General features: G+C 71.8%; 23 protein-coding genes and 1 tRNA gene. 8 read left to right on the top strand and 16 right to left on the bottom strand.

Features of this window, described 5'->3' with window-relative positions; genetic code table 11:
• Window positions 1–4: 4 nt before the first annotated feature.
• From JAP66_RS08695 to JAP66_RS08740, 10 genes are all read right to left on the bottom strand, one after another.
• The gene (locus JAP66_RS08695) at window positions 5–1,987 is read right to left on the bottom strand and encodes an alginate lyase family protein (RefSeq protein ID WP_199431067.1); all 1,983 of its coding nucleotides are present in this window, start codon (window positions 1,985–1,987) and stop codon (window positions 5–7) included.
• Window positions 1,984–4,197, bottom strand: a complete 2,214-nt coding sequence (locus JAP66_RS08700) for a bi-domain-containing oxidoreductase (protein WP_199431068.1) — start codon at window positions 4,195–4,197, stop codon at window positions 1,984–1,986. Before JAP66_RS08700 ends, JAP66_RS08695 begins: the two co-directional genes overlap by 4 nt.
• Entirely contained in the window at window positions 4,194–6,110 is a 1,917-nt protein-coding gene (asnB, locus tag JAP66_RS08705) for an asparagine synthase (glutamine-hydrolyzing) (RefSeq protein WP_199431069.1), read from the bottom strand. Before asnB ends, JAP66_RS08700 begins: the two co-directional genes overlap by 4 nt.
• A gap of 4 nt (window positions 6,111–6,114) precedes the next feature.
• Complete coding sequence (locus tag JAP66_RS08710) at window positions 6,115–7,698, bottom strand: Wzz/FepE/Etk N-terminal domain-containing protein (RefSeq protein WP_199431070.1); 1,584 nt, start codon at window positions 7,696–7,698, stop codon at window positions 6,115–6,117.
• A complete protein-coding gene (locus JAP66_RS08715; RefSeq protein ID WP_199431071.1) occupies window positions 7,695–9,080 on the bottom strand; it encodes a GumC domain-containing protein in 1,386 nt (461 codons plus the stop codon). Before JAP66_RS08715 ends, JAP66_RS08710 begins: the two co-directional genes overlap by 4 nt.
• A gap of 96 nt (window positions 9,081–9,176) precedes the next feature.
• A complete protein-coding gene (locus tag JAP66_RS08720) occupies window positions 9,177–10,316 on the bottom strand; it encodes a glycosyltransferase family 4 protein (RefSeq protein ID WP_372448946.1) in 1,140 nt (379 codons plus the stop codon).
• 199 nt (window positions 10,317–10,515) lie between these two features.
• Entirely contained in the window at window positions 10,516–11,832 is a 1,317-nt protein-coding gene (locus JAP66_RS08725; RefSeq protein WP_199431072.1) for a nucleotide sugar dehydrogenase, read from the bottom strand.
• A gap of 78 nt (window positions 11,833–11,910) precedes the next feature.
• Window positions 11,911–13,113 carry a BtrH N-terminal domain-containing protein gene (locus JAP66_RS08730; RefSeq protein ID WP_199431073.1) on the bottom strand — a complete coding sequence of 401 codons (1,203 nt, stop codon included), beginning with the start codon at window positions 13,111–13,113 and terminating at the stop codon, window positions 11,911–11,913.
• A gap of 52 nt (window positions 13,114–13,165) precedes the next feature.
• Window positions 13,166–14,038, bottom strand: a complete 873-nt coding sequence (locus JAP66_RS08735; RefSeq protein ID WP_199431074.1) for an LLM class F420-dependent oxidoreductase — start codon at window positions 14,036–14,038, stop codon at window positions 13,166–13,168.
• Between the two features lie 32 nt (window positions 14,039–14,070).
• A complete protein-coding gene (locus JAP66_RS08740) occupies window positions 14,071–15,033 on the bottom strand; it encodes a YncE family protein (protein ID WP_199431075.1) in 963 nt (320 codons plus the stop codon).
• A gap of 209 nt (window positions 15,034–15,242) precedes the next feature.
• On the opposite strand from JAP66_RS08740, the gene htpX reads away from it, so the two are divergent.
• Window positions 15,243–16,106, top strand: coding sequence for a zinc metalloprotease HtpX (gene htpX, locus JAP66_RS08745; protein ID WP_199431076.1), 864 nt, complete (start codon window positions 15,243–15,245; stop codon window positions 16,104–16,106).
• A gap of 40 nt (window positions 16,107–16,146) precedes the next feature.
• Here htpX and rfbA read toward each other — a convergent pair whose 3' ends face one another.
• Window positions 16,147–17,046 carry a glucose-1-phosphate thymidylyltransferase RfbA gene (gene rfbA, locus JAP66_RS08750; protein ID WP_199431077.1) on the bottom strand — a complete coding sequence of 300 codons (900 nt, stop codon included), beginning with the start codon at window positions 17,044–17,046 and terminating at the stop codon, window positions 16,147–16,149.
• 59 nt (window positions 17,047–17,105) lie between these two features.
• Window positions 17,106–18,257 (bottom strand): sialidase family protein, encoded by a 1,152-nt coding sequence (locus JAP66_RS08755; protein ID WP_199431078.1) that lies wholly within the window; start codon window positions 18,255–18,257, stop codon window positions 17,106–17,108.
• 105 nt (window positions 18,258–18,362) lie between these two features.
• Between JAP66_RS08755 and JAP66_RS08760 the strand changes: the two genes are divergently transcribed.
• Entirely contained in the window at window positions 18,363–18,953 is a 591-nt protein-coding gene (locus tag JAP66_RS08760; protein ID WP_199431079.1) for a DinB family protein, read from the top strand.
• Between the two features lie 45 nt (window positions 18,954–18,998).
• On the opposite strand, the gene JAP66_RS08765 is transcribed toward JAP66_RS08760, so the two are convergent.
• Window positions 18,999–19,490: a YajQ family cyclic di-GMP-binding protein gene (locus tag JAP66_RS08765; protein ID WP_199431080.1), complete on the bottom strand. Its 492-nt coding sequence runs from the start codon at window positions 19,488–19,490 to the stop codon at window positions 18,999–19,001.
• Between the two features lie 119 nt (window positions 19,491–19,609).
• Between JAP66_RS08765 and JAP66_RS08770 the strand changes: the two genes are divergently transcribed.
• The 4 genes from JAP66_RS08770 to JAP66_RS08785 all read left to right on the top strand — a co-directional run bounded on the left by JAP66_RS08770 (window position 19,610) and on the right by JAP66_RS08785 (window position 21,771).
• Window positions 19,610–19,691: transfer RNA gene (locus JAP66_RS08770), tRNA-Tyr, on the top strand.
• Between the two features lie 368 nt (window positions 19,692–20,059).
• A complete protein-coding gene (locus tag JAP66_RS08775) occupies window positions 20,060–20,899 on the top strand; it encodes a helix-turn-helix domain-containing protein (RefSeq protein ID WP_199431081.1) in 840 nt (279 codons plus the stop codon).
• Window positions 20,896–21,333 (top strand): acyl-CoA thioesterase, encoded by a 438-nt coding sequence (locus tag JAP66_RS08780; protein WP_199431082.1) that lies wholly within the window; start codon window positions 20,896–20,898, stop codon window positions 21,331–21,333. The genes JAP66_RS08775 and JAP66_RS08780 overlap by 4 nt, the downstream gene beginning before the upstream one ends.
• Before the next feature lie 105 nt (window positions 21,334–21,438).
• Window positions 21,439–21,771 carry a DUF6191 domain-containing protein gene (locus JAP66_RS08785; protein ID WP_199431083.1) on the top strand — a complete coding sequence of 111 codons (333 nt, stop codon included), beginning with the start codon at window positions 21,439–21,441 and terminating at the stop codon, window positions 21,769–21,771.
• Window positions 21,772–21,811: 40 nt separating this feature from the next.
• Here the strand turns inward: JAP66_RS08785 and JAP66_RS08790 are convergent, their stop codons facing one another.
• Together JAP66_RS08790 and JAP66_RS08795 are read right to left on the bottom strand one after the other, a co-directional pair.
• Window positions 21,812–22,612 (bottom strand): SDR family NAD(P)-dependent oxidoreductase, encoded by an 801-nt coding sequence (locus tag JAP66_RS08790; RefSeq protein ID WP_199431084.1) that lies wholly within the window; start codon window positions 22,610–22,612, stop codon window positions 21,812–21,814.
• A 30-nt stretch (window positions 22,613–22,642) separates the two neighbouring features.
• Complete coding sequence (locus JAP66_RS08795; RefSeq protein WP_199431085.1) at window positions 22,643–24,034, bottom strand: MFS transporter; 1,392 nt, start codon at window positions 24,032–24,034, stop codon at window positions 22,643–22,645.
• Window positions 24,035–24,073: 39 nt separating this feature from the next.
• Here JAP66_RS08795 and JAP66_RS08800 point away from each other — a divergent pair, with 39 nt between their 5' ends.
• Together JAP66_RS08800 and JAP66_RS08805 are read left to right on the top strand one after the other, a co-directional pair.
• Window positions 24,074–24,688, top strand: a complete 615-nt coding sequence (locus tag JAP66_RS08800) for a TetR/AcrR family transcriptional regulator (RefSeq protein ID WP_199431086.1) — start codon at window positions 24,074–24,076, stop codon at window positions 24,686–24,688.
• A gap of 39 nt (window positions 24,689–24,727) precedes the next feature.
• A complete protein-coding gene (locus tag JAP66_RS08805) occupies window positions 24,728–25,711 on the top strand; it encodes a glycoside hydrolase family 43 protein (RefSeq protein WP_199431087.1) in 984 nt (327 codons plus the stop codon).
• 75 nt (window positions 25,712–25,786) lie between these two features.
• Here the strand turns inward: JAP66_RS08805 and JAP66_RS08810 are convergent, their stop codons facing one another.
• Window positions 25,787–26,263, bottom strand: a complete 477-nt coding sequence (locus JAP66_RS08810; protein ID WP_199431088.1) for a DUF309 domain-containing protein — start codon at window positions 26,261–26,263, stop codon at window positions 25,787–25,789.
• Window position 26,264: the final 1 nt, after the last annotated feature.

The raw sequence follows: 26,264 nt of genomic DNA on the forward strand, positions 1-26,264 counted from the left end.
CTCCTCAGGTGCCGAACCGCAGCACGGTGGTCAGTGGGTCGATGCCTGCCTGCCCGCTGCCGAGCAGCGTGCACGCGGGGACCTTGCGCCCGAAGCCGGGCGAGTACCAGCCCAGCGGCGGGTCCGTCCGCCCGCGGTGCGCCGTCCAGGACAGCTCCGCGGGAAGCTCCAGCACCGCGCCGCGCTCGGTGCCGCCGTCCGTCCAGGACAGCAGCGCCGTGTGCCCGGTGAGCTCGGCGGTGATCCGGGGGCCGAGGTGGAAGGCGAGGCGGCACGGATGCCTGCCGGGGCCGCGGACCTCGTCCACCACCCGCAGCTCCCGCTCGGCGGGGTCGAGCCGCACCGACCGGCGGTGCACGGCCGCGCGCCGCCTGCGCGAGTAGCCGTCGTGCTCACCGCTCCAGCGGGCGATGCCGTCCTCCGGTGCGTGCGCGACGACGACCCGGCTGCGGGCGTGCCGGGTCCACAGGAACGGTCCGCCCGATGTGGACTGATCGCGGCCGTCGAGTTCGAGAGTGTTGTGCCCAAGTGTCGAGCGGAAGTACGAGCGCCATTCCGGTTCGCCGTGGTAGCAGAAGGTTCCCGGGTCGGCGAGCACGTCGACCCCCTCGTGCCGCACTTCGAGCGAAAGGGCGTCGGCGTGCGCGTGCGCGGCGATCGCGAGGAACCCGTGTGGCCCCCCGTCGCAGCGGCACCAGATCTCCCCGGACGCCTCCTCGCCCGGCGCGCGCAGCACCGTGAGCCCGGCGTCGGCGAAGTGCGCGGGACGCCGCGCCGGGCGGGCCGTGTGCACCCGCAGTCCTTCCGTGGCGAGCGAGGTCAGCAGGGGAGTGCGGACGTCGGTACCGGCCGCCGTGGGCCACCAGCCGGTCCGTCCGAAGAGGACTCCGCCGGTCGCCAGCAGTGAGCCCCAGCGGTCCGTGCCCGTCCCGTCGAGGACCAGGCCGTGCCCGTCGTCGGCGTCGCCCTGGCGCGGTGGCCGCAACCGGGTGTCCACAATGGCGGCGAGCGCGTCGGTCATGCGCAGCAGCGTCAGCCAGGTCGAGTCCGGCACCGGTGCGCCCGCCGCGTCCGCCTCCACGGCGGCGGCGAGCCCCAGTTCGAGCACCAGGCCGTGGTACTCGGTGGCCAGCTCGCGGTTGAGGCCGGAGCCGAACGTGTTGCCGCGCAGGTGCTCGTCCAGTGACCGGGTGGCCTCCGCCCGCCAGCGCGGCGACTCCGGGAACCAGCCGAACGCGCACGCGGCCGCGAGCTGCCCGGCGGCCTCCGCGATCACGTGGTTGTTCGCCGAGGAACCGCGGCTCGGGAAGGCGGCCAGCCACCGCTGGTGGAACCAGATCTGGTGCAGGGCCTCGGGATTGTCCTCGAACAGCGCGGGCGCGTCCGGCCACCGGTCGAGCAGCCTGCGGACCCAGACCCACGACAGCAGCCGGATGCCCAGTTCGATGCCGCTGACCCAGTGCACACCGCGCAGCGGCGGGTTGGCCGCCCACCACGACTTCAGGTGCTCGGCGACCCGGCTCGCGTAGCGCTCGTCACCGCTGAGCGCGAACGCCGCCGCCAGCACGGTGAGGTGCTGGTGCCGGGAGGGCTCCCAGATCTGCTTGACGTCCCCGACCGCCTGCTCGTCCCGGTAGGGGATGTCGAAGGCGTAGGCCTCGGCCGGTGCGCTGCGCCCGGTGCGCGGGTCGTGGCACCAGTCCGGGCTCACCAGGTCGTCCCGCACGACGCCGAAGTACTCGGCGTAGCCGTCCATCAGCCGGTCTGCGGTGGCCAGCACGCGCTTGGCGGCGTCCGGGTCGACCGCCGCGACCGCCTCGTCACCGAGGACCGCCGGGAACTTCCGGTCCGGCAGCCAGGTGGCGGCGGGCGGCTCGTCGAGCAGCCCCCGCCAGCGGCGCTTGCGCACGGTGTCGGTGGCGCGCCCGGCGATCTCCCGCGGTCCCATCCGGGACAGCCGCCGCAGGTACCAGCCCGGGGTCGTCATCGTGGTGTCCGGTTCGGCGAGGCGGTGGGCGCGACGTCGAGCCGCACCGGTGCCCCGGTGCCCAGGCTGGTGTGCACCGCGAGTGTGGCCAGCGTGGTCGCGGCCAGCGAGCCGAGCGGCACCGGCATCGGGCCGCCGGTGCGTACCGCCCGCAGGAACGCGTCCAGCTCGCCCGCCTGGCCCTTGTCCCGGCCGTGCGGCAGGCGTGGGCTCTTCGAACGCCTGCGGCCGTACAGCGTCGCGCGCTGGAAGTCGTCGAACCGCAGCACCTTGCCGTCGGCGACGATGTCGATGGTCTCCTTCGGGAAGCCCTTGGCGCCGCTGGTGACGTAGCTGATCACCGCCGTGGAGCCGTCCGGGTAGCTCAGCATGACCTGCAGGTCGGCCTGGCCCGGCGTGGCGCAGGCGTGGACCGAGACCGGGTCGCCGTCCAGCAGCCAGCTCACCGTGTCGATGAAGTGCCCGCCCTCACCGGCGAAGCGGGTGCCCTCGCTGCCCTGGCGGTCGTACCAGCTTCCGTGCTCCAGCTTTCCCGCGTTGACCAGGTACCGCACGGACGCGGGGCCGACCCGCTGCCCGAAGCGTCCCTTCGCGCGGCGCAGCAGCGGCGCGAACCGGCGGTTGAAACCCACCTGCAGCCGGTCGTTGCCCGACTCCTCGATGGCGGCCAGCACCGCGGCCAGCTCCGCCTCGCTGAGCGCGAGCGGCTTCTCCACGAACACGGCCTTCCCGGCGAGCAGCGCGCGGCGGGTCAGCTCGGCGTGCGAGCTGTGCCTGGTCACCACGAACACGGCGTCGACGGCCGGGTCGGTGAGTACGGCCTCGACATCGGTCGAGGCTTCGGCGAAGCCGAACCTCCGCTTGGCGTTGGCGGCCGACAGCGCCGAGGTGGTGACGACCCGCGACAGCTCGGCGTCGTCCCGTTCGGCCAGGTGCGGCAGCAGCATCGACGACGCGTAGTTGCCCGCGCCGACGAAGGCGATCCGTACCGCCCGGTCGCCTCGTGAGTGCCTACGCGAGTTAGAACTCACGTGGGCACTCACGACCCTCGTGCTGGGTTCCGCCGGGGCGGTGGGCTCCCCGGGCTCCCTCGGGTAGCGGAACAGGACGGCGACCGCCTTCAGCTCGCCCTCGTTCAGCCGCCGGTAGGTGTCGACGGCGGCGGAGAAGTCCGCCACGTGCGAGATCAGCGGCTCCACGGCGATGCGGCCCCGGCCGAGGAGGTCGACGAAGCACTCCAGGTTGCGCCGCTCGGTCCAGCGCACGTAGCCGATCGGGTAGTCCCTGCCCTCCAGCTCGTACTCCGCGTCGTAGCGGCCCGGTCCGTAGGAGCGGGAGAAGCGGACGTCGAGCTCCTTCTCGTAGTAGGCGTTCCACGGAAGGTCGAGGCTGCACTTGCCGATGTCGACGACCCGGCCCCGGTCGCGGCTCAGCCGGGCCGCCAGCTCCACCGGCTCGTTGGTGGCGCCACCGGCGGCCAGATAGACCTGGTCCACGCCGTGGCCGCCGGTCAGCTCAGCGGCCGCCGTGTCCACCACACCCGAGCCGGGATCGCCGCACACCAGCGCGCCGAGCCGCTCGGCCAGCGCGCACCGGCCGGGATCGGGATCGACGCCGAGGACCCGGACCCCGGAGGCCACCAGCAGCTGCACCACGAGCTGCCCGATCAGCCCGAGCCCGATCACCAGCGCCACGTCGCCGAGCTGCGGCTCCCCGCGCCGCACCCCCTGCATGGCGATCGAGCCGACCGTGCCGAACGCCGCGTGCCGCGGGTCGACGCCGGCCGGGACGCGGCAGTACAGGTTCTTGGGCACCCAGTTCAGCTCGGCGTGCAGCGCGTGCTCGTTGCCCGCGCAGGCCACCAGGTCCCCGACGGCGACATCGTCGATGCCTGCGCCGACCTGCTCCACCACGCCGCACAGCGAGTAGCCGAGCGGGGTGTAGGAGTCGAGCCGGTTCGTCACCTTGCGGTAGGTGGCGGCGAGCCCGTTGCCCGCCACGCTCTGCGCGACCTTGGCGACCTGGTCCGGCCGGGCGCGTGCCTTGGCCAGCAACGACATGCTCGCCTCGGAGACCTTCATCAGCTCGGTACCGGTGGAGATCAGCGAGAACGCCGTGCGGACCAGCACACCACCCGGCTTGCACGCGGGCGCCGGTACGTCGAGGAGGGCGAGCTCGCCGCTCTTGTAGTTCTGGACAACCTGTTTCACTGTGTTCCTTCGGTCGCGCTGCGGTACCAGTACTCGAGGGTCAGTACGTGCCAGAGGTGCTTCGAGCGGTCCTCCTGCCCGGAGGCGTCCTCGGCGGCGAGCCGCCGCAACGCGTCGCGCCGCAGGAAGCCGGAGTTCACCAGGGCGCCGTCTTCGATGACCTCGCCCACCAGCGGCGCCAGGTCCCGGCTCATCCAGGCCCGCAGCGGCGCGCTGAACAGTCCCTTCGGCCGGTGCACGATCTCGGCGGGCAGGATCGACTCCGCGGCCTGCTTCAGCGCGGCCTTGCCCTGGCGCCCGGCGATCTTGCGGTGGCCCGGGACGCTGAACGCCGCCTTCACCACCTCGACGTCCACGAACGGCACCCGCACCTCGGTGGAGGCGGCCATGCTCGACCGGTCGGTGTAGGCGAGGTTGAGACCGGGCAGGAACATCCGGGCGTCGGCGAGGCACATGCGGTTGACGGCGTCGCTCAGCGCGTTGTCGTGGTAGGTGTCGGCGTGCTCGGTGAGCACGTCGTCCACGGTGTCCGCCAGGTCGGGACTGATCAGCCCGAGCAGCTCCTGCCGGTCGTACATCGTGTAGCTGCGGCGGAACGCCGTCTCCTCCGGCAGTTCGGCGAAGGAGAGGAATCGCTTGGCGAAGCGCACCGACCGGAACCCGCGGCGCGAGGTGGCCACCGGAAGCCTGCCGACCGCCGAGGCGAGTGGCCGCCGCAGTGCCCGGGGCAGCCGCTGGTAGCGCACCGCCAGCAGGTTCGCCAGGTGCTTGCGGTACCCGGCGAACAGCTCGTCGGCGCCCATGCCGGAGAGCATGACCTTGACCCCGGCCTCCCTGGCGGCCGAGCAGATCAGGAACGTGTTGATCGCCGCCGGGTCGCCGATCGGCTCGTCGAGGTGATAGGCCATCCGCGGCAGCAGGTCCAGCACCCGCGGCGCGATCTCGATCTCGTGCAGGTCTATGCCGAACCGGGCGGCCACCTGCCGGGCGTAGCGCAGGTCGTCGGGCATCGCCTCGAACTTGGCGTCCTCGGCCCGGAACCCGATGGTGTAGGCGGAGATGCCGGGCCGGTGGCGGGCGGCGAGCGCGGTCAGGTAACTGGAGTCCAGCCCGCCGGAGAGGAAGGTGGCCACCGGCACGTCGGAGAGCAGGTGCTTGCGCGTCGACTCGGCGATGATCGCGTCCAGATCCGGCCACAGTGCGGAATCCTGCGCGGCCGCCTCGCCCTCCGCGGCCACCTCGGCCAGTGAGTAGAACCGGCCCTGCTCGGTCCGCCCGTCCGGGCGGAAGCGCAGCCAGCTGCCCGGCGGCAGCTTCTCCGCCTCGCGGAACGCGCAGCGGCCGTCCGGCACCCAGTAGTAGAGCAGCGAGGCCACCAGCGCGGCCTCGTCGACCCGCAGCGTCCCGCCCAGCTCCCCGGCGAGCGCCTTGAGCTCCGAGGCGAACACCACACCACCGCCGCGGCGGACGAGGAACAGCGGCTTGATGCCGAGCTGGTCGCGGACCAGCACCAGCTCGCCGGTGCGCTCGTCGAACACCGCGAACGCGAACATGCCGCGCAGCCGGGGCAGGCAGCCGGTGCCCCAGCGCCGCCACGCCTCCAGCAGCACCTCGGTGTCGGAGGTGCCGCGGAAGCGCACCCCGGCGCCTTCGAGCTCGGCCCGCAGCTCAGGTGCGTTGTAGAGCTCTCCGTTGTAGGCCAGCGCGAGGCCACCGGAGACCATCGGCTGCGCCCCGGTCCCGGACAGGTCGATGATCGACAGCCTGCGGTGTCCGAGGTGGACATCGCCGGGCCCCGCGGGGTGCTCGTAGCGGCCCGCGCCGTCGGGCCCGCGGTGGGCCAGCGTCTTGGTCAACCGCTCGGTCAGCGGGCCGCCGTCCGGCCAGAGGTAGGTGCCTGCGATGCCGCACATGTGCTCAGTCCCCGGCTCTGCCGAGCGGGGCGAACCGCCTCGTCGGAAGGTCGCCGTTGTGCGCGGCAAGGCCCTTGTCGGGCGCGGCGCCGTTGATCGGCGCGAACGTCGTGGTCGGGGCGTCGTGCGCGGCCGTCGCGGCCGCCCGCCCGGCCCGCCCGCGCAGGGCCGTGTGCAGCCCGTCCCAGAGGGTGCCGTCCGAGAAGTCCCTCGGGTCGGGCTCGACCAGCACCACGCCGATCACCGGGATGCGGGCGTCCGCCAGCTGCCGGGCGACGGTGTGCAGCCAAGCGGTGTTCGCGTGCCCGGCGCGCACGACGAGCACGGTCTCGGCGCCGAGGCGCCCGAGGTCGGTCCAGGCGGTACCCGGTGTGGCGGAGCCGACGCCGAGCCGGAACTCCCGGCGCCCGGCCGGCGGCGGCACGGCCGCGCCTCCGCTGTCGAGGACGCGGACGGGTCGTGCGGTGCCCGCGGCCAGTGCGGCCAGATCCTGTCCCGGCAGGTCATCGATGATCACGACCGGCCCGTCGGCGGCCAGGTCCCCGGCCATGTCCACGGCGAGCGCGGCCGTGGTCCGCGGGCAGCCGAGTTCCAGCAGCGACACCGGTGCCGGATCGCCGCGCACCGCTCGCGCGAGCGTCGCCGCCACCCGCCCGCGCTCGGTCGCCTCGCGCGAGCGCCGCCACAGCTTCGCCGGGCCGCGCCGCGGCACCGGCAGCTCGGCGATGACCGAGGCCCCGAGGTGCGCGGAGATCTCCCGCCGCAGCACCGGCCGATCCCGCACCACACTGGAGACGGCGGTCAGTGCCAGCCCGGCGGCGAGCCCGAGCAGCAGGCCGACCGCGGAGTTCAGCGCGGCCGTGCCCAGCAGCGAGCCGGGCAGCGGACGCGGCGCGTCCACGATCTGGGTACCCGCGGCGACCCGGGGCGCACCGATCGCGGCCTCCTTGGCGTTGCGGCCCAGCTCGGAGATCTGTGCCGCGAGCTCGGCGCGCCGGGCATAGAGGGTCTCCAGCTCGGCGGCCGTCCCGGTGTCGTACTGAGCCTCGGTGGAGGCGATCGTCCGGTCCACCCCGCCGAGTTCCTTCTGCAGCTCGGCGCGCTGGTCGAGCAGCGCCTGCGCCTCCGCGTCGGCGGCGGCCTGGATCCGCTGGACGTGGTCGGCGATGAAGACCTCGGCGAGTGCCTCGGCGCGGGCGACCGCGTCCCCGGCGCTGCTGCCCTGCACCTTGAGTTCGAGTACGTTGCTCGTCAGCCCGGTGCCCTCGTAGCTGTTCAGGAACCGCTCGGGCCGTTCGGCGGAGCCGAGGCGCTCCAGCGCGGCCGCCGCGATCCGGGTGGTCTCCAGCAGTGCGATGTCGGTGCGCATCAGGCCGCCGCCGTCCGAAGGCTGGTCGTCCTCGTGGATGATCAGCAGCTGCGTGACCGCGGTCGGCGGTGCCGGCACCAGTACGGCCAGCAGCGCCCCGAGGAGCAACCCCAGCAGGCCGAACGACAGCCAGAACCTGCGCTGCCTGCGAATCGCCACGGCGAGCCGCTGAAGGTCGAGCAACGGCTGGGACTCCGGGGGAGTGGCTTCGGTCGTCACGGTGCACCCACCATCGCGTTGCCGTCGACCTGCGAGACCCCTGACGGAGACTCCCGGCGGGGCCCGTCCTTGCGGTCGTCGACCGGTCCGCCCGGGTGGCTGACGACGGCGCCGAGAACCGCGTGCCCGGCCTCGGCGCAGGCCTCGGTGATGCCGACCAGCTCCCACGCGGTGCGGGTGCCCGCCGTGACCACCAGCACGGCACCGGAGGTACCCGCCCCGTCCGGCACCGTCGGCCTGTGTGCGGCGACATCGACGACGCGCAGCGGCGTGCTCGCGGTGCCGTCGTCCGACGACGTTCTCGCCAGCCGTTCGGCGGCGCGGTGGGCGGCGATGTCGTCGCCGGGCACCACGACGAGTACGGGACGGCGCTGCCCCGGCCCGTCGCGGAGCCGGCCGAGAATCCGCCGGTAACGCACCTCGAGGCCGGCCTCGTCGGCGCATCCGGGCAGCTCCGCGATGTTCCACGGCTCGTCGGTCCGCAGCAGCCGGCGCGCCCGCGCCCGCAGGCCGGTGGGCCGCGTGGGCAGCCGGTCCTCGACCGGCACGTCGACGCTGCCCAGCACCGGCGACCCCAGCGCCGCGGCGATGTCCGCCTCCTTCCGCAGCCTGCGGTCGGCGCGGGCCGCGACGAGGTGCCCGAGAACGCCGAGCAGTGCGAACAGCGCCGCCCCGCCGGCGGCGAGCTGCGTCATCGTGGGCGGAGCCGGCTCCGTCGGCGCCGCGGCCGGGCCCATGACCACCATGTTCGCCAGGCCGGCCGCCGCCTCGGCCTCGGTCAGCGTCTTCATCGCCCCTTCCAGGGCGCTCCGCAACGCCTCGAGCTCCGTGCGCGCCTGGACGCTCTCCACCGTCACGCCCTCGCCCGCGGCCGCGGAGTGCAGCTCGGTGATGCGCTCGTTCGTCTCGGTGACGCGCTGCCGGAGTACGTCGCGCTGCTCCTGCAACATCTGCGCCGAGGCCTCGCCGGTGTCGGTGACCAGCTGGGTCGAGAACCTGACGTACTCCTCGGCCGTCCGGTCCGCGAGCTCCTGCGCCCGCTCAGGGCTTTCGGCGGTGCTGCGGATGTCGATCACGTTGCCGTTCAGGACGCCCGCCTCCACCGAGTCCTTCAGGTCCCGCCCGGCGACGCCCCAGCCGAGGGCTTCCGCGGTGCGGTCGAGAACCACGGAGCTCGTCGCGATCTGTGCCTCGGTGAGCAGCTCGTCCTCCTCCCGGGGCCCCTGCAGGAGAACGCTGCTCGAGGTCTCGTAGCCGGGAGAGAACAGCAGTGAGGCCCCCGCACCGAGAAGACCGCCGACCACGGCGAGGACGGCAAGTACCCGCCACCGCCTGCGCACCACTCGCCCGATCACGGGCAGACGCACCAGATCGTCACTCAACGTCAGTCCCCTCGGGTCGGCTTTCACCAACACGTCGCGCCCGTCACGGCATTGGTTACAGATCGGCCGGAGTCTTGTTCGAAACGAAACCGGGAATCAGCGGAGCGCGGCCGCGTAGGCCGCCAGCAGTGCGTTCGCGGAGTTCGTCCACGACAGCGGGCCGTCGACGCGTTCCTGTCCGAGCCGGCCCATCCGGTCCCGTTCCTCCGGGTCGTCGAGCAGCCGGTCGATCAGCTTGGCGAACTCCCGCACGTCGTTGGCCGCGGCGTACAGCGCGGCGTCCCCGGCGGAGACCCGGGCCTCCCGCAGGTCGAAGGAGACGATCGGGCGGCTCATCGCCATGTATTCCATGATCTTGTTCATGGTGGACACGTCGTTGAGCGGGTTCAGCGGGTCAGGGGAGAGGCAGACGTCGGCCGTGGACAGGTACCGGACCAGGTCGCCGTCCGGGATGCGGCCGGTGAACTCCACCTGACCGGCGAGCCCGAGCGTGCGGGAGAGCTCCACCATCGCGTCGAAGGTGTCCCCGGCGCCGACGAACACCGCGTGCCAGTCGGTGCGGCCGAGCTCGTCCCGCAGAGCCGCCAGCGCGCGCAACGCGTAGTCGACGCCGTCCTGCGGGCCCATCACGCCGAGATAGCAGAGCAGGTGCGGCTTGCCGCGCTTGAGCTCCGGCTCGGCCGGGACCTGCCGGAAGCGCTCGACCGCGGGCGCGCTGCGCACGACGAAGACGTCCTCGGGGCGCTTGCCGCCGCGGCTCAGCGCGACGTCCCGGTAACTCTCGTTCGTCGCGATCACCACGTCGGCGGCCCGGTAGGTGAGCCGTTCGAGGCCGCACACCGCGCGGTAGAGCAGGTCCTCGCCGCGGTCGAACCGGGACAGGTACAGCTCGGGCACCAGATCGTGCTGGTCGAACACGAACCGGGCGCCCCGCCGCTTGCACAGCAGCGCGACCAGGAACAGCAGGTCGGGCGGGTTGCATGCGTGCACGACGTCGACCGGGCCGACCCTGCGGGCCAGCCGCAACGTGTGCCACAGCGCCGATCCGTACTCCTTCAGGTAGCCGGCGGGACCACCGGTGGCCGCGCGCAGCGGGTAACGGTGGATGCGCACCCCGTCGATGACGACTTCCCGCTCGGTGTCCCGCTTCGTCCCCTGTGGACAGATGACGTGCACCTCCCAGCCCGCGTCGCGCAGGGTGGTGCACTCCTGCCACACCCGCCGGTCGAACGGCACCGAAAGGTTCTCGACGAGAAGAAGTGCTCGGTTCCCGCTGCTCTGCGCGCTTGCGCGATCGCGTCGCCAGGGCCCCGTTCGGGAACGTCGAATCCCTTTGGCTGTTCGGTGCCCTGCCGCCCCGATAGCGCGGCCTCCGGCCTTGAGCGCGCTCAGTGGCCGTCTTTCGTGCCGCGACACCGGCGGGTTTCCGCTGTCTCTACCAGGCAAGACCCACATACCCCTCTTCGGTTCGGCGCCGTTCGGCATCGGGCATGCGGACCAGGTCGATCAGCACGCGGTCGCCGCCGTGGGGCAGCACGTCGAGCACGGCGGGGTCGGAGCAGCCGACGAGGCACACCTCGGCGTGCTCCAGCACCTCCTCGGCCGAGGCTGCGAGCAGCTGGCCGAGATGCGGCAGCCTGCTCTCGATGTACTCCCGGTTGGCGCCCAGCAGCCGGGAAAGGCTGACGTTGGCGTCGTAGATCTTCAGGTCGTAGCCCTTGCCGAGCAGCCGCTCCGCCAGCTCGACCAGCGGGCTCTCCCTCAGGTCGTCGGTGCCCGGCTTGAACGAGAGGCCGAACAGCCCGACCTTGCGCCTGCCGGTCCGCGCGACCAGGTCGAACGCGCGCCGCAGATGCTCCTCGTTGGAGGTCAGCACGTGCGCGAGGATCGGTACCGAGACGTCGGCGCGCTGCGCGGCGTGGACGATGCCGCGCAGGTCCTTCGGCAGGCACGAGCCGCCGAAGGCGAACCCGGGGCGCAGGTAGGCGGGGCTGATGTTCAGCTTGCGGTCGGCGAGGAACACGTCCATCACCCGGTGCGAGTCCAGGCCGAGCGCCCGGCAGATCGCGCCGAGCTCGTTGGCGAAGCCGATCTTCAGGCCGTGGAACGCGTTGTCCGCGTACTTGGTCATCTCCGCGACCGGGATCGGCACCCGGAACACCTCGCCGGGCAACCCCTCGTACAGCGCGGCCACGGTGTCGCCGCTGGCCGTGTCCAGCTCGCCGATGACCGTCTTCGGCGGGTCGAAGAAGTCCCGCACGCTGCTGCCCTCGCGCAGGAACTCGGGGTTCACCGCGACTCCGAAGTCCACCCCGGCGGTGCGGCCCGAGGTCTTCTCCAGGATGGGGACCAGCAGGTCTAGGCAGGTACCGGGCAGCATCGTGCTGCGGAAGACGACCGTGTGCCGGTGGCTCTGGCCGGCCAGCGCCTGGCCGATCTGCTCGGTCACCCGCTCCAGGTAGGCGGTGGAGAGGCTGCCGTTGGGCGCCGACGGCGTGCCGACGCAGATCAGTGACACCTCGCTGGCCGCGATCGCCGCGGCGACGTCGGTGGTGGCACGCAGCGCGCCGGTCCGCACGACCTGCTCGGTCAGCTCGCCGATCCGTTCCTCGACCACCGGCGCCTTGCCGGCTCGCACGAGGTCGATCTTGACGGGGTTGACGTCGACGCCGACGACCTCGTGGCCGCGGCCGGCGAGGCACGCGGCGGACACACAACCGACATAGCCGAGCCCGAAGACACTGATCTTCACCTGGCTCCCCTCCCGCCGCGCCGCGGCAGCCGCGACTCGTCTGCTGATTCGCTGGCCGGGGCGCGGTCGTTACGGGGGTTACCGAGTGGTGACCTCCGAAAGTGCCTCGATGGCGCGGGTTTCCCGTGCGTGAATGTCACGCAGCCGGGAGCCGATGTCGGTGAACAACGCACCCGCCCGCTGTTCGGTGAACGGTGTCTCGGTGTCGTAGTGCGCCCGCAGCCGGTGCAGCCCGGCGGCGGCCTCCGCGGTGGCCTCCCGGCCCGCGTCGCCGGCGCGGACACCGTCCGCAAGGCGCGTGACCAGCCCGCGCATCCAGGCGAACTCGGGTTGCTCGTCGCCGAGCAGCACCTTCGCGAGCCCGTTCCATTGGCCGGCGATGGCGTGCCACGTGCGCGCGTGCCCGGCGAGTTCCGGCCACTCCAGCGAGGTCGCCGCGGCGTCGAGGCCCTCGGCGAAGAGGTCGCGCAGGTGGCCGCCTCCGGGACCGTCGGGCACGATGCTCGTCCAGACCGACAGCAGGGCTCCGACGAGCCGCTGCCGGTCGGCGAAGACGGTCGGCCACCCCTTGCGCGCCTTCTGGTCGGTCATCAGCCGCGCCCAGTCACCCCATGCGTCGGCGGTGAAACTCCGCGCGCAGTCGGCGAGGCCCGAGCGCACCGCCCGCTCGGTGCGCTCGGTGTTCACGGGGGCGCCGGGGCGCACGGACACCAGCAGGTTCTTGTGCGCGCGGATCCGGCCGCGGGCGCGGTCGAACGTCTCGCGGTCGACGGTCAGCGGGGCGTGGTTGCGGTCGTCGACGAGCACCCGCCCGCCGCGCTCCGCGTAGGCGACGACGAGGTGCGCGTCCCCGCCGCCGGTGCTCTCCGGCAGGCGCCAGTAGCCGGCCGTGTGGCGGTCGGGCAATACCAGCACGGGATTCGCGGCGGCAAGCTCGGCCGTGAGCCGCCTGGCCGCGGCCCTTGACCGCACGGTGGTGTGCACGTCGGCCTCGACACCGAGACGGTCCATAGTGGACTCGATCCAGGCGCGCGGCCGGTCCCAGCCGTTGCGGAAGCGGAGCGTGATCGGCTTGCTCCCGTCGTCGGTGAACTCCCGCAGGTGGTAGCCGGCGCCGATGCCGCCGGAGATCACGAATACGAGCGGTTCGGGCAGCGGTTCCCCGCCGGGGCCCTCGACACCGTGGTTGGCGAGCAGGTTGGCGAGTGCGGATACGTCCGGTTGCCGACCGCCCCGCAACCGATACCCGTCACCGCCCACGCCGCACCTCCCGACTGCCATGAACGACCCGTTACTGGCATTTTTTCGCCAGTAACGAGTCTTTCATGGCAGTTCAGAAGGCGGCGGCGGCAGGGATGACCTCGTGCTTGAAGGTCTCCAGCTTGGCGAGGTCGTGCACGCCGGGAACCATGCCGATCACCGCGTCCACGCCGAGCCCGTCCAGCCTGCGCAGCTCGTCGATCAGCTCGCCGGTCTTCTCCCCGTTCGCACCGATGTCGAGCACCGAGTAGACGGTCTTGGTGATGTCGTCGTAGTCGCGGCCCTCGGTCTCGCAGTGCCCGCGCAGCACGTCCAGCTTGTGTGCGAGGTCGGGGGCGTTGAAGACGTTGCACGCCTGCGCGTACCGCGCCACCAGCCGGAGCGTCTTCTTCTCGCCTCCGCCGCCGATCATGATCGGCGGATGCGGCCTCGACAGCGGTTGCGGCACGTTGAGGAGCCGGTCCGCCGTCACGTGCGTGCCGGAGAAGCCGTCGTCGGATTCGGACCACATCCGCAGGCAGTACAGCAGCGCGTCCTCCAGCAGCTCGAACCGCTCCGCGGTGGGCGGGAAGCGGAAGCCGAGGCCGCGGGACTCCTCCTCGTTCCAGCCCGCGCCGATGCCGAGGATCGCGCGGCCGCCGGAGAGCACGTCGAGGGTCGTCACGGCCTTCGCCAGCAGGCCGGGATGCCGGTAGAAGGCTCCGGTGATGACGGTCAGTAGCCGGGCGTTGTCGGTGTGGGCGGCGAGGAAGCCGAGCGCGGTGTACGCCTCGAGCATGTCGTTCTCGACGGGACCGACCTGCTGGATCTGGAAGAAGTGGTCCATCACGGCGAGGTAGGAGAAGCCGGCGTCGTCAGCGGCACCGGCGATCTCGGCGAGTCGAGGGCCCAGCTTCTCGGGTCCCTCAGGCCAGGTGAAATCGGGAATCTGCAGACCAATTCGCATACAACCCACCGTATCCCCGGAGTTACTCCAGGTCAGAAGCTCGTGATCACGTGCACCGTCTCCCGCACCGGGTCGGCGGCGTAGACCGTGCCGGTGCGCTGGTCGACCGCGACGGCGCCCGGGTTGATGCCGAGCGCGAGCTCGCCCACGATCTGGTCGCGGGTGCCGTCGATCTTCACCAGGCCGTTCGGCCCGCCGTTGGTGTAAGCGGCGCGGGTGCGCTGGTGCACGGCCACCGCCGAGGCGGCGCTGCGCAGCAAGACGGTGGCGCGCTCGGTCCGTGCCGCGCCGTCGACGACGGAGAGGTGGTGCACGCCGGAGTTGGCCACGTAGATCGTGTTGCTGCCCCGGTGCACCGCGACCCCGGCCGGGGCCTCGCCGACCGGGACGCTCCCGGTGAACTCGTGCCGGTCGAGGTCGAGCACCTCGACGCTCGCGGTGCCTGCGCTCGTGAAGTAGGCCAGGCGCCTGCCCGGATCCATGCCGACGCCGGCGAGCGGTTCGCCGTTGCCGGGCAGCACGGCCGACAGCGTGTTGCCGATGCCGTCGATCACGGTGACCGCTCCGGTCGCCGCGCTGCCCGCGTAGACGACGTTCGTCGTCTCGTCCACACCGAGCACAGCGGCGCCGGGGCCGGCGGCGATCGTGCTGAGCACTCGCCCGGCGACGCCGTGGAGCACCGTCACCGTGCCGGCTCTGGCGTTGCTCACGTAGACGTTGCCGGTGACCTCGTTCACCGCGATGCCGGTCACGGTGCGCGCGACGGGAACGGTGTGCCGGACGGAGCCGCCGTTGATCACCGATACCGAGCCGTCGCCCGCGCAGGCGACGTACGCGGTTCCGGTGGCGGAGTTCACGGCGATCGCGACCGGCCGCCGCCCCACGGTCACCGGTGTGACCTGTGTCGCTCGTGCGCGGCGGACGGGCATGGCGGCAGCGGCGGCCGCGAGCGCCGTACCGAGGAGCGCGCGGCGGTTGAACGTCGATCCGAGCACGGCAGCCTCCCCGGTTTGCGTTTCACTCGCCACTCGTGTTGTCGGTCAGACCGTAACCGGAGTGCGGAGCCGACGTCGGCCGAAAGGGGGTTGCCGGAGCCCGGCTGACCCGGCCGGGTGACGAAAGGCAAGGAACTTCCCGAGCATCGACGGCGTTCGATCCATTGGGAGGACCAACCGGATCAACCGGGACTCGAAGGGAGGCAGGCGTGCACACGCACCGTAACGGACTGAAGACGGCGATGCTGCTCGGCCTGCTGAGCGCCATGATCGTCGGCATCAGCGCGATCTTCGGCCGCGGTGCGCTGTTCATCGGCCTGGCACTCGCGCTCGGCATGAACGCCTACGCCTACTTCAACTCCGACAAGCTCGCGCTCAAGGCCATGCGGGCGGTGCCGGTATCAGAGGCCCAGCAGCCGGCGATGTACCGGATCGTGCGCGAGCTGGCCACCACGGCGCGGCAGCCGATGCCCCGGCTCTATGTCAGCCCGACCCCGGCGCCCAACGCCTTCGCGACCGGCCGCAACCCGCGCAACGCCGCCGTGTGCTGCACCGCCGGGATCCTGGACATCCTCGACGAGCGCGAGCTGCGGGCCGTGCTCGGGCACGAGCTGTCGCACGTCTACAACCGCGACATCCTCATCTCGTCGGTGGCCGGTGCGCTGGCCAGCGTGGTGAGCGTGGTCGCCAACATGGCGCTGTTCACCGGCCTCTTCGGCGGCGGTAACCGCGAGGGCGGCAACCCGCTCGTCGCGCTGCTGCTGATCCTCCTCGGGCCGATCGCGGCGGGGATCATCAAGATGAGCATCAGCCGCTCGCGGGAGTACCAGGCCGACGTCTCGGGCGCGGAGCTCACCGGTGACCCGCTGGCGCTGGCCTCGGCGCTGCGCAAGCTGGCGCGGGGCACCAAGGCGCTGCCGCTCGCGCCGGAGCCGAAAGTGGTCTCGCAGTCGCACCTGATGATCGCCAACCCGTTCCGGCCGGGCGAGCGGATGTCCCGGCTGTTCTCGACGCACCCGCCGATGGAGGACCGCGTGCGCCGCCTGGAGGAGATGGCCCGCCGCTCCTACTGACGTCGTGAGTGCGTACGCGAGTTAGAACTCGCGTACGCACTCACGAGGCGACGTGCTCAGCCGGGGTGGCGCCCGCGTTCCGTGCGACGGTCATCACGTAGTCGCCGTAGCCGGACTTGGCGAGTTCGGCACCCAGCGAGTAGCACTCGTCGGCGTCGATGAAGCCCATGCGCAGGGCGATCTCCTCCAGACACGCGATCCGCACGCCCGTGCGGTGTTCGAGCACCTGCACGAACTGGGCCGCTTCGAGCAGCGAGTCGTGCGTTCCGGTGTCCAGCCACGCGAACCCGCGGCTGAGCTCGACGAGCTTGGCGCGATCGCGGCGCAGGTAGGTCATGTTGATGTCGGTGATCTCCAGCTCGCCGCGCCGCGACGGGTGGAGGCCGCGGGCGATGTCGACGACCTCGTTGTCGTAGAAGTAGAGCCCGGTGATGGCCTTGTTCGAGCGGGGTTCGGCTGGCTTCTCCTCGATGGAGAGGAGCCTGCCGTCGCGGTCGATCTCGCCGACGCCGTAGCGCTGCGGATCCTTCACCGGGTAGCCGAACAACGCGCAACCGTCCAGGGTGGACACTTCATCGTGCAGCATGCTGGAGAAGCCCTGGCCGTAGAAGATGTTGTCGCCGAGGATGAGCGCGACGTCGTCGTCGCCGATGAAGTCCGCGCCGATGAGGAACGCCTCGGCGAGGCCGTTCGGGCTCGGCTGCTCGGCGTAGCTCAGCTCGAGCCCGAACTGGCTGCCGTCCCCGAGCAGGCGCCGGAAGTTGGGCAGGTCCGTCGGCGTGGAGATGATCAGGATCTCCCTGAGGCCGGCGAGCATGAGCACCGACAGCGGGTAGTAGATCATCGGTTTGTCGTAGACCGGCAGCAGCTGCTTGGACACGGCTTGCGTGATGGGGTGGAGGCGGGTGCCGCTGCCGCCCGCCAGCACGATGCCCTTCATGCCTTACTACCGCCTCACCTGAGAGTGAACGCTGCCGGGCACACCGTATCTCGGGCCGGTCAGCGGGCGGGTCCCTTGCCGAAGTAGGCCTTGCAGACCCCGTCGGCGTAGTCGGCCGCGATCTCCAGCACGTTGGCTCCGCCGTCGACGGGCAGCAGCGTCGAGCTGTAGTTCGGGCACCAGTCGTCGTAGGGGCGGTTGACGTGCACCGGCGCCGGAACCTCGTACCACGGGCCCGCGCCGAGGCGGTCGTTGGCGAGCAGCGTGCGCCCGTTGCCGGGAAGTGGCTTTCCCGCTTTGCCGACATAGATCTGGCCGACCATGAGGATGCGGGTGCCGTTCGGGCCGCCGGGGAAGAGCGTGATGGTCTGGGCGTGCTGGAAGTGCCTGCCGTTGGCGGTCGCCACGCGGGTGCCAGGCGCGCTCGGGTCGCCGAAGTTCGCGCCGTCGGGGGAGATCTTGAAGTAGGGATCGCAGAAGCGGTCGCCGTAGTTGCAGATCTCGTAGGCGAAGTAGTAACGACCGTCCGGCAGCCTGCGCACGATCGGCATGCCGGGACGGACGCGGTGCGGGGAGATGGCCATCGTGCGCTGCTTGGTGCCCCAGTTGATGCCGTCGGTGGAGGCGAGGCGATTGAGCACCTGGGCGTGCCGCGGGGCTTCGGTTTCGTCCGCGTAGTGCAGCCACAGATTGCCGCCCGCGTCGACGTTGAACTCCGGCTCCCAGACGCCGTCGTAGTTGTGCGAGCGGACGGGCTCGGCCAGGAAACGCCAGCTGCGGCCCAGGTCGCGGCTGGCCCAGACACGGATGCCGATCTGCCGGGACGGTCCGGCGTGCTGCCGGTAGCTGGCCGCCCACAGCAACGTGCCGGCGCGGAGCCTGCCGACCCGCTGCGGCAGTTCGTAGAGGGTGCCGCAGCACATGCCCTGCGCGCCTTCGGGGTCGCGGACCTCACCGACTCTGGTGAAGCTGTCGCCCTCGTCGACGCTCTCGAAGATCGGGGCGAAGTGGCCTCGCCGGTCGCGGCTGGTGATGGACGCGAGGATGCGCCCGTCCCGGCCAGGGCCGCTGTGCTCGACGCGGACCAGCCGGGGGTAGGAGCCCGGATGGTCGAGGAGGAGCTGGCGCCCGGAAATCGGCTCGGCCGCGGCCGGAGTGACCAGGCCGCCGACCACGAGCAGGCAGAGCAGCGCGGCGAACACCCGGCGCATAGCGATCCCTTCCGTGCGGTGACCGCGCGATTACACCATGCGCAGGCGACGGTCGGCGGGCATTACGGCGTGTCACTGTCGGTGCCGGGTGGAAGACTGTCGTGCATGACCGGATCGGAAGCCAAGGCGGACCAGCATCGATACCTGCGGGTCGCCCGTGAGGCGCTGTTGTGGAAGCTCGACGGCCTTGCCGACTACGACGCCCGGCGCCCGCTGACGCCGACGGGCACGAACCTGCTGGGCCTGGTCAAGCACCTGGCCGGCTGCGAGGTGGGCTACTTCGGGGAGACGTTCGGGAGGCCCTTCGACGAGCCGCTGCCCTGGCTGGCCGACGATGCCGAGATCAACGCGGACATGTGGGCGACCGCCGACGAGTCACGGGAGGTGATCATCGGGCTGTACCGCCGGGCGTGCGAGCACTCGGATGCGACGATCGACGCGCTTGACCTGGACTCGGTCGGCCGGGTGCCGCACTGGCCGGAGGACCGGAGCCGGGTGACCCTGCAGCGGGTCCTGGTGCACATGATCGCCGAGACCAACCGGCACGCAGGGCACGCCGACATCGTCCGCGAGCTGATCGACGGTGCCGCCGGGCTGAGGCAGGACAGGGACAACATGGCGCCGGGCGACCAGACGTGGTGGGAGGACTACCGGGACAGGCTCGAACGGGTGGCGCGGGAGGCAGGCCAGCGCTGAGCCGGGTCTCACGGAACGAGATGTTGCCCGGTCAGCGAGGCAGTGTCACCGGTAGTTGGTGAACTGGAGCGCGATCTCGAAATCCTTCTGCTTGAGCATCGCGATGACGTCCTGCAAGTGGTCCTTCTTCTTCGCCGACACGCGCAGCTGGTCGCCCTGGATCTGGGCCTGCACGCCCTTGGGGCCCTCGTCGCGGATGAACTTCGAGATCTGCTTGGCCTTCTCGGAGGAGATGCCTTCGAGGATCTTGCCGTTGATCTTGTAGACCTTGCCGGAGGACGCGGGTTCACCGGCCTCGAACGCCTTGAGCGAGATGCCCCGCTTGATCAGCTTCTCCTTGAAGACCTCGGCGGCGGCGCGGACGCGCTCCTCGGTCTCCGCCTCGATCGTGACGGCCTCCTCGCCGGTCCACTCGATCTTGGCGCCGGTGCCCCGGAAGTCGAACCGCGTGGACAGCTCCTTCATGGTCTGGTTCAGCGCGTTGTCCACCTCCTGGCGATCGACCTTGCTCACCACGTCGAAAGACGGATCGGCCACGTCACACACCTCGTCGTCGGTTGCTGGGATGCCCCCACCCTAGCGATGGTCAACCCCGCCGACCGGTCCGCCACGGAGATTGGGTACTGTGTATCTCGGTCGGGTACGCCCCGGCCTCCGGCGGGTTGCCCGAGCGGCCAAAGGGATCTGACTGTAAATCAGACGGCTCAGCCTTCGGGGGTTCGAATCCCTCACCCGCCACACCAGCCAGATCGGCCCCGTGACCTGCGCCAACAGGTCCCGGGGCCGATCTTGTCTTGTTCGGCTGCGTCCGGCCCAGACCGGCTCGCTACGGGTTGCTGTCCCTAATACGCCCCGACGCGGGGCATAGATGGAGCGCGCTGGACGAGCTAGCGGGCACCGCAAGATCGCCACGACGATGCGTGCCGACGGGAGCTGGGTCGTACCTGCCGACCCGGAGGGGAACGAGTGCCACGTCCTTGTGGAGCGCCGCGCCCCCTGATCCGAGGCCGCACACCGCGCGGACCACTTCCGCATTTCTCGACCCATGACACGAACCACTCAGTGCCTAGAGTAGGCCGCAAACCATTTCTTCCGGAGTGAGACGAATGGGTGTGCCGTTGCGTGCCTGGGCCGTCCTCACCGATGGCCCAGGCACGCGCTGGTCCGTCTACGAGGAGTACCCGCCGGGCCGGGAGGTCGCGACTGTCGTGGCCCGTGGCTGGATCGGCAGAGCCGGCTGGGCCCGCGCCCTGCGCATCCTGCCCGACGGCTGCACCGACCTGCTGTGGGACGGTCACGCCCTCGTGGCCGTCAACGCGACGGGACCCGCCCTGCGCCGGTGGCTGCCGGGCACCGCTGTCACGGTTGGGCTGCGCTTGCGGCGCGGTGTCGCCGGATCCCTGCTCGGGCACGCGATGACGGAGCTGCCGCCCGAGGGTGTGCCATTGCCCGAGCTGTGGGGCGAGCGCGCTCGCCGGGCCGAGGACGTCCTCGCCTCGGGTGGCGACGCCCGAAGGGTACTGGAACAGCTCGTCACCGAGCGGCTCCGCGACGGTTTCGCGGCCGACCCGCTCGCGGTGGCGGCCGCGCACGCGCTGCGGTCTCCAGCCGTTCGGTTGCCCGCCCTCGTCTCCCGGCTCGGCACGAGCGAGCGCAATCTGCGCCGCCGCGTGCGGCACGAGATCGGTTGCGGGCCGAAGCAGCTGCAGCGGCTCCTGAGGTTCCAGCGCTTCCACCACGGGCTCGATGCGCTTGCGTCGGGCCGGACTTCGCTCGCCGGGCTGGCCGCCGCCCTCGGCTACGCTGACCAGTCCCACCTCGGCCGCGAGTGCCTGCGGCTCACCGGCTCTTCGCCCGCGCGCCTGGTGGACGGCTGGGCCAGGCAGGGCGCCATGGCCGAAACGTTCCAGACCGGCGCGGCCGTGCCCGGCACGATCGGCGCATGATCGCCAGCACCGAACGCGAGCCGTTCCACGCGACCGTCGCCGTCCGGGTCGACGACCTCGACACCAACGGGCACGTGCGCGGCCCGGCATACCTCCTCTATGCCGACCAGGCACGCTGGGAGTGCGTCCAGGCCGCGGGCGTCGACTTGGCCGCACTGCGAGCGCACGACCTGGGGCCCGTCAACCTGGAGACCACCGTCCGGTTCCACCGTGAGCTGACGTCCAGCGGCGCCGTCGAGGTGTCCTGCCGGTTCCTGTGGGGCAAGGGCAGGACCTCGCGGGTCGTGCAGGAGCTTCGCGCGGGCGACGGCGGGCTCGTCGCCGAGGTCGAGAGCGTATCCGGGCTGCTCGACCTGACCAGGCGACGGCTCGTCGCCGACCCGCCGCGCCGCTGGCGGGAGCACGCCACCAGACCGTGGCTGCTGGGTCTGTGAGTCCCTGCCGCATCGCCCAGAGCCCCCGGCGGGTGCGAACGCTCCGCTCCACCGGCTTTCGTCCGCGGGGCGGAACACCGTGGGACGCCGGGTCGTTCGCGGTACATGGACCCCGTGGAGACGGCGCTGGCGTGGACCATCCCTGGCAGCGTGCTGCTGCTGGTGGCCGTGGCGGGATACGAGCTGCTGCGGCAGAGGCGGCGCAAGCGCACCGGGACCCCGCTCGCCGCCACCTACGTCGACGAGTTCACCGCGGTCTTCTACGGGACCAAGCGGATGGAGCTTGACCACCGGGACTCGATGTCGATGATGCGCGAGGAGGACGCCCAGGGCGCCCCGCCGGAGCACGGCGTCGACCTCGATGGCGGGATCGTGATCCTCCGGCATTCCGATCCGTCACGCGATGGCCCAGGAGATGACCGCGGCCGGTCCCGCTGATCCGGCGGCGACGGCGGAACGACCCGGCTGAGTCGCCGTCTCACCGCTTCGCCGACCCCGGCTCCGTCATCCGCCGGTGCACCGCCGCCATCACCGGCGCCGGTGCGATCCGCGCCGCGCCCACCTGTGCCTTGTTCCGCCGCGACCCGGCGATGATCTGGTCCTTGCCCGCCATCAGCGCGTCGTAGCCCTGTCGCGCGACATCGGCGGGATCGTCCTTCGGCCCCGCACCGAGCTTGGTGTCGGTCATGTTCGCCCGCTCGAAGAACTCGGTGTCGGTCGGCCCGGGCAGCAGCGCGGTGACGGTCACGCCCGAGCCCTTGAGCTCCTCGCGCAACGCCTGCGAGAACGAGGTGAGGAACGACTTCGACGCGTTGTAGACCGATGAGAAGGGTCCCGGCATCGTGCCGGCGATCGACGAGGTGAACAGCACCCGGCCGCTGTGCCGCTGGACCATGCCTGGCACGAGCCGCCTGGCGAGGTGGATCGACGAGCGGATGTTCAGGTCCACGATGTTGAGGTGGTCCTGCAGGTCGACGTCGACAAAAGCCCCGTTCGCCCCGACACCCGCGTTGATCGCCAGCGCCGCGACCGGCCGGTCCGTCGTGATGACCCGCTCGGCAAGTTCCTCGACACCCTCCTGCTTCGCCAGATCCGCCCGCACGGCGTCGACCGTCACGCCGTAGGAGTCGATCTCGCGGCGCGCGTCGTCCAGTTCGTCGTCCTCCGCGGAGATCAGCACGTCGAAGTCGTGCAGGGCGAACTGTTTCGCCAGCTCACGGCCGATGCCGCTCGACGCGCCGGTCACCACGGCCAGCGGGCGGGTCGTCGAACCAGTCATGGGAAGCTCCTGTCCCTCGCGGTCGGGCCGCTAGGTGGGTACCCGGGCGCCGCCGCTCGAATCCCGGACGGCCGCGCTTCGTCCGGGCAGAACGGGGGCCACGAGCGCGGCGGCGACCAGGATCGCCGCGATGGCCAGGAACGCCCGGCCGTAGCCCGCGGCGAGGGCCTCCGCCGTGGCGAGCTGACTCCCGGCGACGGTCACCAGTGCGGCCAGCCCGAGCGCGCCGCCGACCTGCTTCGTCGTGTTCATCAGACCGGAGGCGGCGCCCGCGTCGGACTCGCCGACCCCCGACGTGACCGTCGTGGTGATCGGTGTGTTCAGCAGCCCGCCGCCGACCGAGATGAGGATCGCCGGGCCGAATATCCCGGTCAGGTAGTCGCTGTCCGGGGTGATGCGGCTCTGCCAGGCGAACCCGGCCGCGGCGACGGCGGCACCGGCCGCGATCAGCGTCCGGCTCGGCACGTACCGCATGAGCCACGGCGTCAGCCGCATGCCGACCGCGATGGTCAGCAGCGTGTGCGGGAGAAATCCCAGCCCGGTACGCAGCGCTCCGTAGCCGAGAACGTCCTGCATGGACAGTGCCAGGAAGTACCACATCGGGTTGAAGCACGCTCCGGCCAGCAGCAGCACGACGTTGCCGCCGCTGATCGCGCGGATACGGAACAGCCGCAGCGGAAGCAGCGGCGCCCGCGCGAACCGTGCCTCGACCACGACGAACGCCGCCAGCGCGGCGACTCCGGCCGCCAGCGCGGCGGCGATCGCCGGATCGCCCCAGCCGAGCGTCCGGGTCTGCGCGATGCCGAAGGTCAGCGAGGCGAGGCCGGCGGTCGCCAGCACGGCGCCCGCGACGTCGAGGCGTGGCCCGCGGCCAGGTTCGTCGCCGGCCGGCAGCGAACGGTTCGCCAGCAGGATGGCGAGCGCGCCGATCGGCACGTTGACCAGGAGGATCCAGCGCCAGGAGAGGAACTCGGTGAGCGCGCCGCCGACGAGGTTGCCCGCCGCTCCGCCGGCGATTCCCACGGCCGTCCAGGTCGCCAGCGCACGGGTGCGCCGCGCCCCCTCGGGGAACGACGTGGTGAGGATCGTCAGGGTGGCCGGGGCGACGACGGCGGCACCGAGCCCCTGTACCGCCCGCGCGGCGATGAGCATCCACGGCGAGGTCGCCAGGCCGCCCACCAGACTGGCCACGGTGAACAGCGCGAGGCCGCCTGCGAACACCCGGCGGCGCCCGTAGAGGTCGGCGAGCCTGCCGCCGAGGAGCAGGCAGCCGGCGAACGTGAGCGCATAGCCGGTCACCACCCATTGCAGCCCCGCCGGGCCGAACCCGAGGGCGTCCCGAACGACCGGTAGCGCGACGTTCACCACGGAGATGTCGAGCACCACCATGAACTGCGCCGCGCAGACGAGCAGAAGTACCACGACCGTTATGATACATATGTATCAACAAGGAGGTGGACCGTGCCGAAGCACGTCGACCACGCGGAGCGGCGGGCCCAGATCACCGAGGGCCTGCTCAGGGTCGCCGGCCGCGAGGGCCTGCACGCGGTGACGATGCGATCGGTGGCCGCCGAGGCGGGCGTCTCGCTGCGGCTCGTGCAGTACTACTTCCGGAGCAAGGCCGAGCTCATGCACGCCACGCTGGAGCGGCTGGAACGGCAGAGCCATGAGCGGTGGGCCACGCGGCTGGCCCGTTTGCCGAGCCCGCCACCCGCACGTGAGTTCATCGAGGCGTTCCTCGCCGAGGCCCTGCCCACCGACGAGCGCAGCCGCACCTTCCACCTCGTCTGGACCTCTTACGCGGTGCTCGCGATGACCGATCCGGAGCTCGCCGAGCAGCCCTTCGTCGAGGGGCCCAACCGCCTCGAACATGAGCTCACGGAGGTACTCGGCCGGGCGCGGGCCGCCGGTGAGCTGGCCCCGGGGCTGGACGCGACCACCGAGGCGGCCAGGTTGCTCGCCCTCAACCACGGGCTCGGCACGAGCGTCCTGGTCGGCCAGCGCACGGCGGCGGAGGCCACCGCGGTGCTGCGCTACCACCTGGATCTGCTGTTCCGCCCCAACGGGCGAACATGATCGAGTGTGCGCCACGGCGGCCGGGGTAACCGGGTGTCGATGAGGATACGACTCTCCGTGCTCGCGCTGGCCGTCCTGGTGACCACCGTGTCCGCAGGCCCTGGCGCCTTCGCCGCCACGACACCCCCGAAACTCCTCCTGGCCGAGAACTTCCCCGACCCGTCCGTGAGCCAGTTCGGCAGCCACTACTACGGGTACGCGACGGGTACCGAGAGCACCAGAGCGCCGCTGGCCACCGCGCCCGCCGCCACCGGCCCCTGGCAGGCGAGGGGCGACGCGATGCCCGAGCGTCCAGCGTGGATGGCCGAGCGCGCGGGCATCTGGGCGCCGGACGTCACGCGCCGCGCCGACGGTCGGTACCTGATGCACTTCAGCGGCGAACGCGCCGCGGACGGCACCATGTGCATCGGCGCGGCCCTCGCCGAGCGTCCGGGTGGCCCGTTCACCCCGCTCGGCGCCAAGCCGCTGGTGTGCGAGCGCGGCGACGGCGGTGACATCGATCCGTCGCTCTTCGTCGACGCCGACGGCCGGGCGTACCTGGTCTACAAGAGCAACGGCCACCAGGACGAGCCGCCGGTGCTGTGGCTCCAGCCGATGCGCGCCGACGGCGTCACGCGCGCGGGTCACCGGGTCGAGTTGCTGCGCAGCGACCGGCCAGAGGAGCACGGGGTCGTCGAGGCACCCACGCTCGTCCGGCAGCCGTCACAGTACGTGCTGTTCTACTCGATCAGGAGCTTCACCGACCCCGGCTACCAGACCACGTACGCGACCGCGCCGGCGCTGGCCGGGCCGTACACCAAGAGCGGCGAACCGCTGATCTCCCGCCAGTCCCTCGGCAAGAGCATGGACGGGCCGGGCTCGGCCGACATCACCACCGGTACCGACGGGCGGCACGCGTTCTTCCACGGATGGCTCGACCGCGATCGCGAGATCCGGGCGCTCTACCTGGTGGGTCTGCGTTACGTCGACGGGCGCCCGGTGCTGGAGGCGCCGGACCGCGCCGACGGAGACGCCCGGCGATAGGCGCTACGCCCGCGCGAGTGGTCCTTCGGCGGCGCCGCGAGCGCGGAACTCGCGGGCTGGAGCGGGGGACTCGCGTCAGCCGCGCAGCCGGGGCGCGATCGCCTCGGGCGACGGCGGCTCCTGGCGCGCGGGGAGCCCGCTCGCGAGCTGCTCCGCCCACTCCCGCAGGCCGGTGATGTCGATGCCGTGCGGCGGCGCGTCGGCGTAGCCACCGATGTTGTCCGCACCCCGGCGCAGCAGTGACGCCGCGCCGGAGGGATTGCCCCGCGCCGCGTGGGTGACGCCCACGGCGAGCTGGGCAAGGCCGCGCCACAGCTCGCGCTCGTGGTCGGGGCCGGACTTCCAGGCGTCCTCCAGCACCTCGTGCGCGTGGAACGGCATGCCGTCGTCCAGCAGCTGTTGCGCCTCCCGCAACGACTCGGCCGGCTCGCGCGGCACGCCCTCGGGCTGGCGCTCGACGCCAGGCGCGTCGTAGGGCAGCGGCCTGCCGAGCCCGTCCCTCGGCCGCGCGTTGCGGGCTCGTCCCTCTTCGTCTCGGTCCCGGTCAGCCACG

Source organism: Qaidamihabitans albus, from assembly GCF_016464705.1.
In the GTDB taxonomy this organism is placed as follows: domain Bacteria; phylum Actinomycetota; class Actinomycetes; order Mycobacteriales; family Pseudonocardiaceae; genus Qaidamihabitans; species Qaidamihabitans albus.

Excerpts from the sequence above, each read along its gene's own strand:
- JAP66_RS08695 (WP_199431067.1), bottom strand. The coding sequence starts at position 1,987 with ATGACGACCCCGGGCTGGTACCTGCGGCGGCTGTCCCGGATGGGACCG.
- asnB (WP_199431069.1), bottom strand. The coding sequence starts at position 6,110 with ATGTGCGGCATCGCAGGCACCTACCTCTGGCCGGACGGCGGCCCGCTG.
- JAP66_RS08730 (WP_199431073.1), bottom strand. The coding sequence starts at position 13,113 with ATGGCAGTCGGGAGGTGCGGCGTGGGCGGTGACGGGTATCGGTTGCGG.
- JAP66_RS08735 (WP_199431074.1), bottom strand. The coding sequence starts at position 14,038 with ATGCGAATTGGTCTGCAGATTCCCGATTTCACCTGGCCTGAGGGACCC.
- rfbA (WP_199431077.1), bottom strand. The coding sequence starts at position 17,046 with ATGAAGGGCATCGTGCTGGCGGGCGGCAGCGGCACCCGCCTCCACCCC.
- JAP66_RS08755 (WP_199431078.1), bottom strand. The coding sequence starts at position 18,257 with ATGCGCCGGGTGTTCGCCGCGCTGCTCTGCCTGCTCGTGGTCGGCGGC.
- JAP66_RS08760 (WP_199431079.1), top strand. The coding sequence starts at position 18,363 with ATGACCGGATCGGAAGCCAAGGCGGACCAGCATCGATACCTGCGGGTC.
- JAP66_RS08775 (WP_199431081.1), top strand. The coding sequence starts at position 20,060 with ATGGGTGTGCCGTTGCGTGCCTGGGCCGTCCTCACCGATGGCCCAGGC.
- JAP66_RS08780 (WP_199431082.1), top strand. The coding sequence starts at position 20,896 with ATGATCGCCAGCACCGAACGCGAGCCGTTCCACGCGACCGTCGCCGTC.
- JAP66_RS08785 (WP_199431083.1), top strand. The coding sequence starts at position 21,439 with ATGGACCCCGTGGAGACGGCGCTGGCGTGGACCATCCCTGGCAGCGTG.
- JAP66_RS08790 (WP_199431084.1), bottom strand. The coding sequence starts at position 22,612 with ATGACTGGTTCGACGACCCGCCCGCTGGCCGTGGTGACCGGCGCGTCG.
- JAP66_RS08805 (WP_199431087.1), top strand. The coding sequence starts at position 24,728 with ATGAGGATACGACTCTCCGTGCTCGCGCTGGCCGTCCTGGTGACCACC.